Consider the following 12,101-nt stretch of genomic DNA (forward strand, 5'->3'; position numbering starts at 1 on the left):
AGCAGGCGGAAAATCCGCAGGAGTATTCATGAACCCAGGCATCAGCAGCCCGGCCTCGAAGCGAGGCGTCCGCTTTCTATTGCAGACATTGATCGCCGGCTGCAGCTTGCTACTGGCCGCCGTAGCCCATGCCGGCCCCTTTGTCCTGGCCTACACCGACGGCCAGGTCGAAGCGTCCTACAGCAACCTGCAGGCGTTCCACCGTAACCTTTCTGCTGTCGGTCTGGGCAGCGTCTACGGGCTGACCGTCACCGGTCAGTTGCACCAGGAAGGGATGAACCCGACCAGCGCAAACATCATTCGCTTCGCCCAGTCCAAGTCGCTGCCGCTGTACCCCACCGTCTCCGACTACAACCAGGGCATTGCTGATTTCGATCCGGCGATTTCCCACTCGATTGTCAACGACAAGACCTTGAGTGCCGGCAGCATCAAGCAACTGGTGACGCTGGCCAAGGAGGGCGGCTTTGCCGGGATCAACCTGGACTTCGAACAGGTCGAGCCGAGGAATGCCAAGGCCTTTTCCGCTTATGTCAAAGCCCTGGGCAATGCCCTGCATGCCAGCGGCAAGAAGCTGATCATCAGCGTCCCGCCCAAGTCCAGCGACCGCGAGCCCGAGTACCTGCAAGGCTACGACTACAAGGCCCTGGGCGCGGCGGTGGATTACTTCCAGGTCATGACCTACGACCAGGTCGGCCCCGGCTGGAGCAGCGGCGGCTTCCACGACGAAGTCTGGCCCGGCCCGGGCTCCGGTGCCGACTGGCAGCAGGCGCTGCTCGGCTATGCCGTGTCGCGAGTCGCACCGAGCAAAGTCCTGGCCGGGCTGCCGGCCTACGGTCAGGACTACAGCATTGGCAACCGGGTGCACTGGTCGGCCTATCAGGAAGTCATTACCGAGCACCGCGCCGTCATCCACCGGGACGCAGCCTCGGCCACTCCCTACGCCACCTGGGGCCCGGTCCGGACCTTTGCCGACGGCGTGGAGTGGACCCCGGAGCGCGCGCAACCGGTGCTCTGGTACGACGACGCCGCGAGCATCCAGAGCAAGACCGCACTGGTCGCCAAGCTGGGCCTGGGCGGCACCAGCGTCTGGGCCATGGGCTATGAAAATGCCGAGTTCTGGACGGCGCTGCAGGCCGGGCTCAAGGCCGGTGGTGAACTGTTGCCGGCGGGGCGGGAGTGAGCCAGGCCAGTACCAGAATTCCGGGACTGCCCCGGGTAACGTTCGACGGATAGAGAGTACTGCCCCATGAATGACGAAGACCTTGCGGCGATCAATCGACTGATCGCTGCGCTCCAGGCCCAGACCGATGGACAGGCCGCCTTGAACAGCGCGATCCGCCTGCTGGCGCAGAGTAACCAGGCGCTGGTGGACTTGATCAAGAGTCGCGAGCCCGACCCCAACGCTCCCCCTTATCTGGATGGCTCGCCGGCTCCCTGAACCAGGGGTTCCAGCGTCTTGAGCTTCCTTCCCGAGTAACACTCACAGCCCGCCGTCGCGGGTTTTTTATTGTTTGATGGAGAACACCTGATGTCGATTCTTACCCAAGGTACGCAAATCTTTGCCCTGGTTCCGCCTGTCTCCGGCAGCGGCCCCTACACCGTGCTGGAAATCGAGCACGCTACCTCCTTCGACCCGGGCGGTGCACCCGCCGAGCAGATCGAAGACACCAGCCTCAACGCTGAAGAACGCAGCTACAAGAAGGGCCTGCGCACTCCAGGTACGGCCAGCCTCGGGCTGAACGCTGACCCTGCCAACGCCAGTCATATCCGTCTGCACCAGCTGTCCGAGGCCAATGGCGATACCAGCGTCAAATGGGTCGTGGGCTGGTCCGATGGCAAGGGTGTAGTCCCTACCCTCAACACCAAGGGTGACAACTTCGAACTGCCCACCACCCGTACCTGGTTCGCCTTCGACGGCTACGTCTCGGACTTCCCGTTCAACTTCGCCCTGAACGCTGTAGTGACCACCACCGTCACCATTCAGCGCACCGGCGGTTCCACCTGGATCAAGAAGGCCTGAGCCACGCCATGAACCTCAAGCAGCTGAAAGCCAAGGGCGGCATCGTCGATGCCCTGCCCGTGAAGAAACAGGTGAGCTGGACTCACCTTGACAGCAAGACCGGCAAGGAAGTGACCGACACCTTGACCCTGCATGTTCGCCGGCAGTCTTTCGGGGTTATCGAGCGCCTGTTTGCCGAGAGTGACAGCGAGCTGAGCCGTAATGCCCGCTACATCGCCGCTTCGGTGGCGTTGGGCGCTGACGGTTCGGAAGCCCTCAGCTACGACGATGCCTACGGGCTGGAGCCGTCCCTGGGGTTCCTGATTCTCAATGCGGTGAATGAGGTCAATGGCACCGGTGGCGCCGCGGCAAAAAACTGACCGCCGCCGATGAGTTCTGGCACGAGTTGGTGCTGAACGGAGTCGGCGGCCGGACCATTGCCGAAGCCAAGGAACGCATGACCTACCAGGAAGCCCTGGCATGGGGGCGCTATATCGACCGATATGGCTCCTTGCATACCGGTAGGCGGCTGGAGGCGGGCAGCGCCCTGGTGGCGCTGCAGACCCACCGGCTGGGCGGAGGCGTGGCGGAGTTGCTGGACTTCATGCCTCACGAACAACGTTTGGGGTTGTCACTCGAACGTGCAATGAACGAGTGGCGCTGACCTCGGGCCACTTTTCCCGAACCCGTTTCGACGGGTTTTTTCATGACCCGGAGAAACCTATGGCAACTGCTTCCCAAGGGAGTTTGCAGCTGGACCTTGGCAGCCTGGAGCGAGCCCTGGACAAGGCCCAGCGTATTACCGACCAAGGCATGCGCAGCATGCAAAGGCGTGTCGAGGAGGCCAGCAAGAAGATTACCGAGGCGCTGGCAACTTCGTCTGCTTCCACGTTGGGCGCAACCTCCAATGCCTTTGATGGCCTGCGCAAGGCCTATGACCCGGCTGCCAGAGCAGCCGATGATTTTGTTAAAAGCCAAAGCGCCCTGAACGCACTGCTCCAGCAGAACAAAAGTGCTGGAACCGAGTATGGGCAGTCCCTGGAAGTATCTGGAAAAAAGCTGGGGGCGTACTCCGACGAGCTGGAGAAACTGCGTAATTCAGGTGCTCTCGCTGTTTCTCAGTTGGGCAGGGGGAGTCGTCAACAGGCACTGGCCGCCCAACTCAGTGCGAACGATGAAGAATATGCGTTGGCGCGCAAGGCTCTGGATAAGCAATTTCCTCAAGGCGCGGTTCAGTCGCCAGCGACCTATGCCGACAAGTCGGGGATCAAGTTCCCGGCGGGAGATGCCTATGGCCGTGGGGTCGAACAGAGCGACGAGTATGCCACCAAGCTTGATGAGCTGAAGACCAAGCACAGTGACATGGCCCTGCAGATTCAAAGCAATTATGTACAGATGAGCGAAGCACTCGGCGACTGGAAAAATGGTGCCTCGTCGGCTTTGGATGACTACATGAATAACGCCGGCAACGTCGCTGCTCAGTCGAAGGCGGTGTTCACCAGTGCGTTTGAGCAGATGGATGCCGCGATCCTCCAGTTCGCTACCACGGGCAAGTTCTCCTTTTCCGATTTCGCCAAGTCGGTGCTCAAGGACATGGCGATGTTGGCGGCGAAGACGGCGGCGTCCAAGGCGTTGAGTTCGTTGTTTGGAATGGTCGGCTCGGCAGTGATGAGTTTTTGGCCCAGCGCTACCCCGACTTCAAGCACGTTCACGGTTGATGGCGCCACGACTGTATTCAAGCCGCAGGTCGATGCGTCCAGCCTGTCCCCTCCTGTATTTCCTCATGCCAAGGGCGGTGCCTTCACCAACACGGTGGCCACCGCTCCAACGTTGGCTCCAATGGCCCTATTCGGTGAGTCTGGCCCAGAAGCAATCATGCCCCTGAGTCGTGGTTCCGACGGCTCGTTGGGGGTCGTTGCGCTGGGCGGGGGACAATCCGGCACTACCAGCAACCAGCAGGTGGTCATCCAGCAGACCATCAACGTACCCGACGGACAGGCCGGTGCCTCGGGGGCAGGCACGAATTCCCAGAGCCTGGCCAATGCCTACGCCAGCGCGGCGAAGCAGGGCGCTGCCGAACAGATTGCCCGAGACCTGAAACCGGGCGGCCAGATCTGGTCCGTCATCAACGGCCGCTGATTTCCAGCGGCCGCAACGGCTCACGCCCGGAGAAAAGACATGACTATCGAAACATTCACTTGGGTACCCAAGATCGAGCCCGTGGGCAGCGTCGAGTTTCGCCTCAAGTCGGCGCGCTTTGGTGATGGCTATCAGCAGGTTGTCCAGGACGGGATCAATAACAAGACCCAGTCCTGGCCGCTGACCTTTGTCGGCGACGACAAGAAGATCAAGCCGATCATCAACTTCATCGACGCCCACCAAGGAGCCAGGCCTTTCTATTGGACGCCGCCGTTGGGCGAGCAGGGGCTGTACCGCTGCAAGACCTACCAGCCCTCGCCGTTGGGCGCAGGGATTTACTCGCTTAGCGCAACTTTTGAACAGGCATTTCATCCATGACTATCGATCCGATCCACCTCGGCAGTGCTCCCAACGATGGCACCGGGCAAAACCTGCGTTCGGGGGGGCAGACAATCAATGACAACTTCGCTGAGCTGGACATCCGAACAGGGGCGGCCCAGACGAAAGCAGATCAGGGTGTGGCAGATGCTGCAAATGCCTTGAGCGCTGCTAACTCCGCCCAGACGAAAGCAGATCAGGGCGTGGCAGATGCTGCAAACGCATTGAGCGCCGCTAACGCTGCCCAGACAAAAGCAGATCAAGGCGTGGCAGATGCTGAAAACGCCAGAGAGATAGCAAACGGAAAGCTTAGTATTAGCGGTGGGAGCCTGAGCGGCCCGCTGCTTTCGTCGAGTCATGGGAAGTTCACGCAATTGGAACTCAGTTCGACGACTGAAGCATTAATATCGGGCGGTGAGCCGCACACAGCGGTAACCTTAGGCCCGATTATTTCAATCGCAAAGAACACGAACATGATAACCGAGTTCTTTGTTAGCTCAGAAGTTAGGGGCTACGCCCCCAAGTTCACCCTGTTGCGATCAAGAGGAACGGTATCTGCACCCACCGCTGTAATTGACGCAGATAATCTCGGTGCGTTTCAGTTTGTAGCCCATAACGGAAGTTTTTTCATCACGACCGCATCGATCAGCGCGGCTATTGACGGAACGCCATCAGGTGCGGTGGTTCCGACATCCCTTCAGCTTTACACTGCTGGAGCCAATACCGGGGGAGTGCGGTGGCGAGTACGAAGTAGCGGTGATTTCCAGCCAGGCGACGACAACCTCTACGACATCGGGGGCGCTGGAGTTAGGCCCAAGACACTTTGGGCTGCAACTGGGGCTATCAGTACATCGGACGCACGCGAAAAGACCGTGGTACGCGGTCTGTCAAAAGAAGAGGTTGGGGCGGCTAAAGCTCTTGCAAAAGAAATTGGTTCTTATCGCTGGCTAGCCGCCATAGCTGAAAAGGGCGAGTCGGCCCGCGATCATATCGGCATGACTGTTCAGCGTGCTATCCAGGTGATGTCCTCTTTTGGCCTGGACCCGTTTGCCTACGGGTTCATATGCCACGACGCCTGGGAGGAGCGCATCCAGGCAGGCCCGGTGGAGGGTGAAGACCCGACTGTTGTTCCAGCTGGTGACCGATATAGCTTCAGGATTGACGAGCTCAACCTGTTCCTTGCAGCAGGCTTTGAGGCTCGGTTGGCTGAGATTGAATCCAGGTTCGCATAGAGCCATCTAATTTCCCGAGGAAAAATCATGCCGATCACGGCCGATATCCAGACCCTGGAGCCAGGCGCGTGGGTGGAGCTTTTTGAGCTCGACGCCACCAGCCTCGGCGCCGAGCTTTATCGCTTTCACGGTTACCCCCAGCAGTCGTCGATCTTCTGGCAGGGGCTTGAGTACTCACCCTGGCCGATTCAGGCCGAGGGTTTTGAAATGACCGGCAAGGGCGCGCAGCCAACTCCGACGCTGTCGGTCGGCAACGTGGGCGGTTTCATCACCGCCCTGGTGCTGTATTTCGAGGACCTGGTCGGGGCCCGGCTGATTCGTCACCGGACCCTTGGCAAGTACCTGGACGGCCAGCCTGAAGCCGATCCTGAAGAAGAGTTGCCGCCAGACATCTGGTATGTCGAGCGCAAGTCTTCGGAAGACAACGAGGTGGTGAAGTTCGAACTGGCCAGCGCCCTGGACTTCAACGGTGTGCAACTGCCACGACGGCAGATCGTTGCCAACGTCTGCTGGTGGCTCAGTTGTGGAGGCTATCGCGGGCCTTATTGCGGCTACAACGGTGGCCCGGTGGCGGATCTCAATGATGTGATCGTCACCGATGCGGCCAAGGATAAATGCGGTGGTCGGTTGAGCAGCTGCAAGCTGCGTTTCGGTGAAAACAACCCGCTGCCCTTCGGTTCATTTCCAGCGGCAGGGCTGCTACGGAGCTGAGCATGAACAAGGCAAATCTGGCCGCCATCGAGCGCCACGCGTTGGCCGAGTACCCCAAGGAGTGTTGCGGGCTGCTGATCCGCGAGGGGCGCAAGCGGGTCTACGTGCCCTGTCGCAACACCGCTGTCACGCCCAGCGAACATTTTCGCCTGGCCCCCGAGGATTACGCGGCGGCGGAAGAACGCGGCGAGGTGCTGGCGGTGATCCACAGCCACCCGGATTATCCACCGGCTCCCAGCGAGGCTGATCGGGTGGCCTGCGAGGCGTCGGGATTGCCCTGGCACATCCTGGAAGTGCGCAAGGACGATGACGGCACCTTGCGCAAGGGCGACTGGGCGAGTCTGCTGCCCACGGGGTATCAAGCGCCGTTGATTGGCCGTTCCTTTGCCCACGGTATCCACGATTGCCTGAGCATCATCCTCGACTACTACCGTCGTGAGTTGGGTATCGAGTTGGGTAGCTACCAGCGTGAAGACGGTTGGTGGGACAAGGGCGGCAATCTCTATCTGGAGCATTTGCCCGAGGCCGGGTTCGAGCGAGTCAATGACCTGCGCCAAGGCGACGTGGTGCTGATGCAGATCCGCTCGCCGGTACCCAATCATGCGGCGATCTACCTCGCCGACGGCGTGCTCAAGAGCGAACCGGAGCACTTTCCCGCGCCGGGCTCGATCCTGCATCACCTCTATGGACGGGACAGCAAACGGGACACCTATGGCGGTTACTGGGACGAGGTAACGGTCAGCATCTGGCGACATCGCCAGCTCATGGCGATGGATTGAAGTGCATCGTCTTTCCTTGAATTCAACCGGGGATCTTGTTCCTGGGAGTGATGTGATGAATCAGCAAAAAATCCGCGTCATCCGTCTCTACGGAACCCTGGGCGCACGTTTTGGCCGGGTGCACAGGTTGGCGGTCAGCAATGCTTCGGAAGCGGTTAGAGCCTTGTGCATTCTGATTCCGGGGTTCGAGGCTTTCCTTATGGAGTCCAAGGACCGCGGACTGACCTACTCGCTGTTTCTTGGCCGCGACAACATCGGTCACGACCGTTTGAACGCACCCAGTGGCAACAGCGATATCCGCATTGCGCCGATAGTGATCGGCAGCAAGCGTTCAGGTGGGCTGCAAACCATTATCGGAGTGGCCCTGGTGGTGGCCGCGTCGTACTTCTCCGGGGGCATGTTTGCTGCTGGGGGCAGTTCGACATTGATAGGCACTACCGGTACTACGGGCTGGACCATGGCCGCGCAGATGGGGATCTCCCTCGCCATGGGTGGGGTCATGCAGATGATGTCCCCGCAGCTCAAGGGACTGGGAGCCATGGACCGTCCCGACAATCGCGCCAGCTACAGTTTCAATGGCGCGGTCAACACCAGTGCCCAGGGCAATCCGGTGGGGTTGCTGTACGGTCAGTTGACCGTTGGCAGTTCGGTGATCAGCGCCGGGATCTATGCCCAGGACCAGCTCTGAATCCGGCTGGGTCCACCCTTTACTTGAAGCCCGCCTTGGCGGGTTTTTTATTGCCAGGAGAACCCCATGGGCTTGGCCGTAGAACGACAAAAGATGCAAACCGTGCTGCTGTCCGGGTCCCTGGCAAGAATGTTCGGACGTGAGCATCGTGTGGCCATTGCTGGTGGCTTCAAGGAGGTGATGGGGTACTTCCGTCAGTTCCCCGGCTTTGAGCGCTACATGCTGCAGAGCGCGGATAAAGGCTTGCGATTCGCGGTGTTCAATGGACGGCGCAATTTGTCCGAGACTGATATTCATCAGCCTCTTGGCAAAGAAGTGATTCGCATCGCCCCGGTCCTCAGCGGTTCGAAGCGTGCTGGTGGATTGCAGACCATTCTGGGCGCGGTGTTGATGGCCGTGGCTTATTACAACCCCTTTGGCTTCCTGACCGGGCCTGCTGCGTCGTTCCTGATGATGACGGGAGTCAGCATGGCCATGGGCGGTGTCATGCAAATGCTGGCTCCCTTGCCCAAGGGGCTTGCCGCCCAGGACAGCCCGGAAAGCCGCTCCAGCTATAGCTTTAACGGGCCAGTCAACACCAGTGCCCAGGGCAATCCGGTAGGCCTGCTTTACGGTCAGTTGACCATCGGCAGCGCCGTGATCAGTTCCGGCATCTACGCCGAAGATCAACTTTAACTCCTCCTGTCTTCAACCTGCCTGCCGTTGCGCGGGCCTTATTTCGCCTGAAGGAAAGCCATGACTGACCTTACTCTCGCTGGCAGCAAAGGCGGCGGCTCCAAGCCCCGTCCCTCCGTGGAGGCGCCAGACAGCCTGCAAAGCACGGCTTATGCTCGGATCCTCGATCTCGTCAGCGAGGGCGAGATTGTGGGCTTGAAGAATGGCAAGCGCTCGGTGTTTCTCAACGAGACGCCCCTGGCCAACGCCGATGGCAGCCTGAACTTCTCCGGGGTTACCCTCGAGACCCGCAATGGCAGCCAGGACCAGACCTACATCCCGGGATTCCCGGCGGTGGAAAACGAATCTTCGGTGGCGGTGGAGTTGCGCAGTGACCAGCCCTGGAGCAAGGCCATCACCAATCTGCAACTGTCGGCCGTGCGCATTCGCCTGGCGGTCTCGCGGCTGGCGCAGACCAACACCAGCAATGGCGACACCAACGGTTACACGGTGCGCTATGCGATCGATCTTTCCACCGATGGCGGTGTCTTCGTGGAAGTGCTGCAAGCAGCCTTCAGCGGCAAGACCTCGAGCAAGTACGAGCGCTCCCATCGCGTCGATCTACCTGCCGCTACTGCTGGCTGGACGGTTCGTGTACGGCGCCTGACACCGAACTCCACCAGCGGAGCGATTGCCGACACCACCAGTGTCGAGTCCATCACCGATGTGATCGACGCCAAGTTGCGCTACCCCGGGTCGGCGATCATCGGCCTGCAATTCGATGCCTCACAGTTCCAGTCGATCCCCACCCGTTCCTTCGAACTGCAGGGGCGGATCATCCGCGTACCCAGCAACTACGACCCGCTGACCCGGGTTTACAGCGGCGTCTGGGATGGCACCTTCAAGTCGGCCTGGACCGACAACCCGGCCTGGATCTACTACGACCTGCTGCTGCACCAGCGTTATGGTCTGGGGCATCTGCTCAACGCTGCCCAAGTGGACAAGTGGGAGTTGTACCGCATTGGCCAGTACTGCGACCAACCAGTCTCCGACGGCAAAGGTGGCACTGAACCACGCTTCACTTGCAACCTCTATCTATCCGTTCGCGCCGACGCCCTGAAAGTGCTGCAGGACCTGGCGACCACCTTCCGCGGCATGGCCTATTGGGGCGCGGGCTCGGTGATGGCCGTGGCCGATATGCCGGAAGACCCGGTGTACACCTACAGCAATGCCAACGTGGTCGACGGCAAGTTCGTCTACGGTGGCTCGGCGAAAAAGACCCGCTACAGCGTGGCCCTGGTCAGCTGGAACGACCCGGCGGACTTCTACCGGCAAAAGGTGCAGTACGTTGACGACCCGGAAGGCATTGCCCGCTACGGTGTGCAGCAGACCGAAATCACCGCCACCGGTTGCACCTCCCAGGCCCAGGCCCAGCGCATTGGCAAATGGGCGCTGCTGACCAACCGCCTGGAAACCGAAAGCGTGAGTTTCTCCGTGGGCCTGGATGGCACCCTCGCACGTCCTGGGCAGATCATCCGAGTGGCGGACAATGACAGGGCAGGGCGCCGGATTGGCGGCCGACTGCGTTCCGCGACCCTGGATACCCTGGTGCTCGATGCCGACGTGAAGGCCTATCCGGGGGACACCGTCACCCTGATCATGCCCACCGGCAAGGCCATCTCGCGGGTGATCAAATCGGTGGGTTATCCACTGACCTGGGACAGCACGGGGATTACCTGGGATAACGGCGACATCACCCTCGATACCACCAGCCTTCCTACCGAAATCCAGCGAGTGGTGCTGGAGAAGAAGCTGGATGAACTGCCGCCAGATCAATCCATGTGGGCGATCGATTCTCGGACATTGGCAGCCCAACAGTTTCGGGTGCTGTCGGTGGCTGAAGACTTCAGCGATGACGCCATCAAATACAGCATCAGTGCGGTCAAGCATGTGCCCAGCAAGTTTGACGCGATTGATAACGGCGCGCGGATTGAACGACCGCCGGTGACAGTGATACCGCCGAGTGTGCAACAGCCGCCGAGCAACGTTCGGGTGAGCAACGATCACTTTGTCGATCAGGGCAGTGCGGTCAGCGTCATGACCATCGAATGGGATCGCCCCGAAAGCGCGATTGCTTATGAGGTGTACTGGCGCAAAAACGATGGCGAGTGGGTGTTCGCCGGGCGCACCGGTGCGACTTCGATTGAAGTGAGCGGGATCTATGCCGGTCGTTATGTGGCCAAGGTTCGAGCGATCAACTCGCTGGATATTGGCTCAGTGTTCGCGACTTCGACCGAGACTGTACTGAATGGCAAGACCACGCCACCACCGGTGGTGGCGTCGTTTACCGCAGAGTCGATTGTGTTTGGCATCAAGTTGAAGTGGGGTATTCCGGCGGGTGTTGCCACTGCGGATCTGCAGCGAACCGAGATCTGGTACAGCCAGACCAATGACGTTGGAACGGCTGCTAAGTTTGGTGACTACGCCTATCCGCAGACTGACCTGACGATCATGGGCTTGGCCGCTGGAGTGCGGTTTTTCTTCTGGGCCCGGCTGGTGGATCGCATTGGAAACGTAGGGGCGTTCTATGGCCCGGTTACTGGGCAGTCATCGTCGGACGCCGGGCTGATTCTCGACTACCTCAGCGATCAGATCACCGAGACGCAGTTGAGCCAGCAACTGTTGGAGAAAATCGACTCGAGCGGCGGCGCTCAGGTCGAGGTAGATGCTTTGAAAACCGAACTGGCAGCTATGTACTCGATCAAGACCCAGCTCACGGTCGATGGTAAGCCATACCTGGCAGGCATCGGCGTCGGGGTCGAGAACAACCAAGGAATCATCACCAGCCAGGTGCTGATCGCGGCCAGTCGGTTTGCGATCATCGACCCAAACACCACCGATGTTTTCTACCCGTTCGTTGTTCAAGGAAACGCTGCCTATATCAAGTCTGCGTTTATTGAGAATGGATCGATTACTAATGCCAAGATTGGCGACTACATCCAGTCGGATGACTTTATTGAAGGGCAAAGGGGGTGGAGAATGAAGAAGTCAGGAACTCTAGAGCTCAACGGTGAAGGCGTGGGCTACAGGCTCCAGATCATGGATCGAGGCGTCTATCTCACCGATACCGAGACCGGCGTCCAGGTTGTAGAACTGGGTGTCCTGTCGTGACCTTCGGGTTCAGGGGAAGGGATAGGGTTACAGGGGAGGTCACCGTAGAGGTGACCGATCGCCTGACGCGCCAGCTCGGGGTCTTGGACAGCGGGAGAGGAGACGGGGCGATCACGGACGACAACCTCCTGCTGGGCGAGCCTTTCTATGTCGTGATTGACCCGTGGCCGAACCTCTGGACAAACTTTGTTCGGCCGATCCCTAGGATCAGCGGCAATAGGCTGTCCTGGAGTTTTCCGAACGTTTACGGCGCACGGACTTCCGTGAAAATCTTGTGGGGTGTCTCTTGAGCGAGATTGGTTTTAGGGTAAAAAACCAAAACAGGGCGATTCAGATTGACAGCCGATTCC

General features: G+C 59.8%; 13 protein-coding genes. All 13 read left to right on the top strand.

Annotated elements, in window-relative coordinates:
• The first annotated feature begins 28 nt into the window (after positions 1-28).
• The 13 genes from BLV47_RS29725 to BLV47_RS29785 all read left to right on the top strand — a co-directional run bounded on the left by BLV47_RS29725 (position 29) and on the right by BLV47_RS29785 (position 11,751).
• Positions 29-1,180, top strand: a complete 1,152-nt coding sequence (locus BLV47_RS29725) for a glycosyl hydrolase family 18 protein (protein WP_092320101.1) — start codon at positions 29-31, stop codon at positions 1,178-1,180.
• Positions 1,181-1,246: 66 nt separating this feature from the next.
• Complete coding sequence (locus tag BLV47_RS29730; RefSeq protein ID WP_019093183.1) at positions 1,247-1,438, top strand: hypothetical protein; 192 nt, start codon at positions 1,247-1,249, stop codon at positions 1,436-1,438.
• A gap of 90 nt (positions 1,439-1,528) precedes the next feature.
• The gene (locus BLV47_RS29735; RefSeq protein WP_016964892.1) at positions 1,529-2,020 is read left to right on the top strand and encodes a phage tail tube protein; all 492 of its coding nucleotides are present in this window, start codon (positions 1,529-1,531) and stop codon (positions 2,018-2,020) included.
• A gap of 8 nt (positions 2,021-2,028) precedes the next feature.
• Positions 2,029-2,379 (top strand): phage tail assembly chaperone family protein, TAC, encoded by a 351-nt coding sequence (locus tag BLV47_RS29740; protein WP_016964891.1) that lies wholly within the window; start codon positions 2,029-2,031, stop codon positions 2,377-2,379.
• A gap of 29 nt (positions 2,380-2,408) precedes the next feature.
• Positions 2,409-2,663 (top strand): hypothetical protein, encoded by a 255-nt coding sequence (locus tag BLV47_RS29745; RefSeq protein ID WP_092320590.1) that lies wholly within the window; start codon positions 2,409-2,411, stop codon positions 2,661-2,663.
• 59 nt (positions 2,664-2,722) lie between these two features.
• Positions 2,723-4,138: a phage tail tape measure protein gene (locus BLV47_RS29750; RefSeq protein WP_092320103.1), complete on the top strand. Its 1,416-nt coding sequence runs from the start codon at positions 2,723-2,725 to the stop codon at positions 4,136-4,138.
• A 39-nt stretch (positions 4,139-4,177) separates the two neighbouring features.
• On the top strand, positions 4,178-4,516 hold the full coding sequence (locus tag BLV47_RS29755) for a phage tail protein (protein ID WP_047302098.1): 339 nt from the start codon (positions 4,178-4,180) through the stop codon (positions 4,514-4,516).
• Positions 4,513-5,748 (top strand): tail fiber domain-containing protein, encoded by a 1,236-nt coding sequence (locus BLV47_RS29760; RefSeq protein WP_092320105.1) that lies wholly within the window; start codon positions 4,513-4,515, stop codon positions 5,746-5,748. The genes BLV47_RS29755 and BLV47_RS29760 overlap by 4 nt, the downstream gene beginning before the upstream one ends.
• Positions 5,749-5,775: 27 nt before the next feature.
• Positions 5,776-6,459 (top strand): phage minor tail protein L, encoded by a 684-nt coding sequence (locus BLV47_RS29765; protein WP_019093175.1) that lies wholly within the window; start codon positions 5,776-5,778, stop codon positions 6,457-6,459.
• A 2-nt stretch (positions 6,460-6,461) separates the two neighbouring features.
• Complete coding sequence (locus BLV47_RS29770; protein WP_092320107.1) at positions 6,462-7,238, top strand: C40 family peptidase; 777 nt, start codon at positions 6,462-6,464, stop codon at positions 7,236-7,238.
• 55 nt (positions 7,239-7,293) lie between these two features.
• A complete protein-coding gene (locus BLV47_RS29775; protein ID WP_092320109.1) occupies positions 7,294-7,926 on the top strand; it encodes a tail assembly protein in 633 nt (210 codons plus the stop codon).
• A 66-nt stretch (positions 7,927-7,992) separates the two neighbouring features.
• A complete protein-coding gene (locus BLV47_RS29780) occupies positions 7,993-8,601 on the top strand; it encodes a tail assembly protein (RefSeq protein ID WP_092320111.1) in 609 nt (202 codons plus the stop codon).
• A gap of 60 nt (positions 8,602-8,661) precedes the next feature.
• The gene (locus BLV47_RS29785) at positions 8,662-11,751 is read left to right on the top strand and encodes a TipJ family phage tail tip protein (protein WP_092320113.1); all 3,090 of its coding nucleotides are present in this window, start codon (positions 8,662-8,664) and stop codon (positions 11,749-11,751) included.
• The last annotated feature ends 350 nt before the right edge of the window (positions 11,752-12,101 follow it).

The organism is Pseudomonas saponiphila, assembly GCF_900105185.1.
GTDB classification, from domain to species: Bacteria; Pseudomonadota; Gammaproteobacteria; order Pseudomonadales; family Pseudomonadaceae; genus Aquipseudomonas; species Aquipseudomonas saponiphila.

Excerpts from the sequence above, each read along its gene's own strand:
- BLV47_RS29775 (WP_092320109.1), top strand. The coding sequence starts at position 7,294 with ATGAATCAGCAAAAAATCCGCGTCATCCGTCTCTACGGAACCCTGGGC.
- BLV47_RS29780 (WP_092320111.1), top strand. The coding sequence starts at position 7,993 with ATGGGCTTGGCCGTAGAACGACAAAAGATGCAAACCGTGCTGCTGTCC.
- BLV47_RS29770 (WP_092320107.1), top strand. The coding sequence starts at position 6,462 with ATGAACAAGGCAAATCTGGCCGCCATCGAGCGCCACGCGTTGGCCGAG.
- BLV47_RS29760 (WP_092320105.1), top strand. The coding sequence starts at position 4,513 with ATGACTATCGATCCGATCCACCTCGGCAGTGCTCCCAACGATGGCACC.
- BLV47_RS29785 (WP_092320113.1), top strand. The coding sequence starts at position 8,662 with ATGACTGACCTTACTCTCGCTGGCAGCAAAGGCGGCGGCTCCAAGCCC.
- BLV47_RS29765 (WP_019093175.1), top strand. The coding sequence starts at position 5,776 with ATGCCGATCACGGCCGATATCCAGACCCTGGAGCCAGGCGCGTGGGTG.
- BLV47_RS29730 (WP_019093183.1), top strand. The coding sequence starts at position 1,247 with ATGAATGACGAAGACCTTGCGGCGATCAATCGACTGATCGCTGCGCTC.
- BLV47_RS29740 (WP_016964891.1), top strand. The coding sequence starts at position 2,029 with ATGAACCTCAAGCAGCTGAAAGCCAAGGGCGGCATCGTCGATGCCCTG.
- BLV47_RS29750 (WP_092320103.1), top strand. The coding sequence starts at position 2,723 with ATGGCAACTGCTTCCCAAGGGAGTTTGCAGCTGGACCTTGGCAGCCTG.
- BLV47_RS29725 (WP_092320101.1), top strand. The coding sequence starts at position 29 with ATGAACCCAGGCATCAGCAGCCCGGCCTCGAAGCGAGGCGTCCGCTTT.
- BLV47_RS29755 (WP_047302098.1), top strand. The coding sequence starts at position 4,178 with ATGACTATCGAAACATTCACTTGGGTACCCAAGATCGAGCCCGTGGGC.
- BLV47_RS29735 (WP_016964892.1), top strand. The coding sequence starts at position 1,529 with ATGTCGATTCTTACCCAAGGTACGCAAATCTTTGCCCTGGTTCCGCCT.